1 protein-coding gene is annotated in these 2,610 nt (G+C 57.2%); it reads left to right on the top strand.

Annotated features, from left to right (window positions below; all coding sequences use genetic code 11):
* Positions 1–302: 302 nt before the first annotated feature.
* Positions 303–2,339, top strand: a complete 2,037-nt coding sequence (locus IQ254_RS30650; protein ID WP_193969915.1) for a UvrD-helicase domain-containing protein — start codon at positions 303–305, stop codon at positions 2,337–2,339.
* Positions 2,340–2,610 lie beyond the last annotated feature (271 nt).

Genomic DNA, 2,610 nt, shown 5'->3' with positions numbered 1-2,610 from the left:
GAGCCCTGTTTTGCCTCTAAAAGAGCTGAAGCCCGGTATTATGACCGCATCTGGTTCTCTAGGATCCAATCCCTGTGCTGTCAATTACCACCCTGGGAGGCTGCCTAAAGATGTGTCAGGCAGTCAGGATGGTGGGTCTTTCCCGAGCCGATGGTGTCTCGTTTACTTGAGCGATCGCGCTAAACCCCCAATAAAGGCCAGATAAAGAAAACCAGGGATTCTGCTTCACCCCTGGGAACCTTAAGCACAATGGCAACCAACGGCCTAATCGAGGCTTCCCACCAACACGGCCCCAAGATTTCATGGCAGATACCTGGCTCATCACCCAAAAGCCCTCCTTCATGACCGAGTGGATGGGGCTACCCCCCAAAGAAAGCCACCAAGTCCTCGAAAAAATTAACCTGCTGCTGCAAGACCCTACCCCAGACGCCAAAGTCAAAAAGCAGCTCAAATACATGGGGGGCAAGCTTCACCGCCTGCGGGCCGGTCGCTACCGCATCTTCTACACCTTCGAGCATCCCTACGTCAGCCTGCTGGCCCTCCGCAAACGCGACGACGACACCTACGACGACGATATCGACGCTGAATTTCTAGGCGGGCTCGACCCCGACTTAACCGGCGGTTCCCAACCCCAGCAGCCCAACTGGGAAAAAATCTTCGCGCCTCAAGAGACCCCTAAAACCCCACTGCCCAAGCCCATCACCGTAGACCTGCTGAAGCGCCTGCGCATTCCCGAAGTTTGCCATCCTCGCCTACTCCCCATCAAAGACCGCGAGGCCCTGTTCGACTGCCCCGGCATCTCCGACGACATCATCCTCAAACTCGACGAATACCTGTTTGAGCGCCCCTTGGTAGAAGTGCTCCAACAGCCCGACTTCATCGCCCAAGACACCGCCGACCTATTGCGCTTCAAAGAAGGCGACCTGCTGGGCTTTTTGCTCAAGCTCAACCCCGAGCAAGAAAAATTCGTCACCTGGGCCACCAACGCCAAAGGCCCCACCCTGCTCAAAGGTGGCCCCGGCACCGGCAAAAGCACTGTCGCCCTCTACCGTACCCGTGAAATTCTCCACCGGCTCAAAGCTGCCGGGGTCGAGTCTCCCCGCATTCTTTTCACCACCTACACCAATGCCCTGGTCACCTTCAGCGAGCAACTGCTGAAACAACTTCTGGGGGATGACATCCGCCATGTAGAAGTGAAAACCGCCGACAGTCGTGTCTACACTCTGATTTGCCACGAGACAGGGAAACCCAAGATCGCTAACGGTGGCGACCTGAAGAAGATGCTAGCGGCGGTGATGGAGGATGTGCTGGAGTCTCTACCCGGCAACCTGCTCCAGCAGCAGGCCCAGAGACTCATCCTAGAGCGACTAACCCCCGACTACCTGCTGGAAGAAATCGGCAGCATTATCGAGAGCCGGGAGCTAACAACCCTGGAAGACTACCAGGCCACCTCACGGGCAGGGCGCATTGTGCCCATCAACCGAGTTCAGCGGCAGGCAATCTGGCACCTACGGGAACACCTCAACCAGCACCTTGCCGCCCAGGGGTTAGAAACCTGGGAACAGCTTCGTAGCCGAGGAGCAGACCTGCTGCGCACCCTGGAGAACCCACCCGTCTACGATGCCGTCATTGTGGATGAAGCCCAGGATCTGCCACCCAACACCCTGCGCTTTTTGGTGCAGCTCTGTCAGGCCCCCAATCGGCTATTCATCACTGCCGATGCCAACCAGTCGATCTACGGCAGCAGCTTCCGCTGGGGTGATGTTCACAGCGACCTCAAGTTTGTAGGCCGCACCGGCATCTTGCGGACGAACCACCGCACAACCGCAGAAATTGACACCGCTGCCCACCACTATCTCCAAGCTGGGCTAATTGACGACGAACCCATCGAGCGCCAGTACATCAACTATGGCCCACCCCCAGCGGTGCGAGCTGTGGCAGACACCGCTGCCGAGGGGCAGCTCCTGGCCCAGTTTTGCCGTATGGCCGCCAGGGAATTTCGCCTGGGTATCGACGCCTGCGCCATCCTCACCCCCAGCGAGCGCTCTGGAAAAGACATCGCTGGGCAACTGAGCTATCTGGGCCTCGAAGCGACCTTCATGGGCAGCAGAGAGCTGGATTTGACCAAGACCGGCGTGAAGGTGCTCACCCTGAAGGCCGCTAAGGGACTGGAGTTTCCCATTGTGGCGATCGCAGGCTTTATCGACAGTCGCTTCCCCTACTTGCCCAAAGACACCCCCGAAGAAGCCGCCCAGGAAATTTTCAACCGCGAGCGTCGCACCCTGTTTGTGGGCATGACTCGCGCTATGCGGGCTCTACTGGTAATAGTCCCAGGGTAATTGCATCTTAACCGAGTGCTCGTACTAATGGGCTGAGGGGTAAAATCAGCAGGTTATTGCGGGTCGACTCAGACCATCGGCCCCGTCATTGTGCGCTATTCGGGTTAATTTCCTCCTCACGACACCGGTTGTCTTGATTTCAGGCTTAACGGGTGACAAGGGTACTCAACGTCATGCGGTACAGGGCTTTGAGACAATAAAGGGGACAAAAAATAGGGAGCCTCAGTGCAGCTCCCCTAAACCAATATGTTTCCTGCATCCTACCAAACCA

The organism is Nodosilinea sp. LEGE 07088 (genome assembly GCF_015207395.1).
Taxonomy (GTDB): Bacteria; Cyanobacteriota; Cyanobacteriia; order Phormidesmidales; family Phormidesmidaceae; genus Nodosilinea.
Note: the sequence above shows the minus strand (reverse complement) of the source record. Positions and strands in the feature narration are given on the sequence as shown.

Bases quoted from the DNA above. Each gene is read 5' to 3' on its own strand.
- IQ254_RS30650 (WP_193969915.1), top strand. From the start codon at position 303: ATGGCAGATACCTGGCTCATCACCCAAAAGCCCTCCTTCATGACCGAG.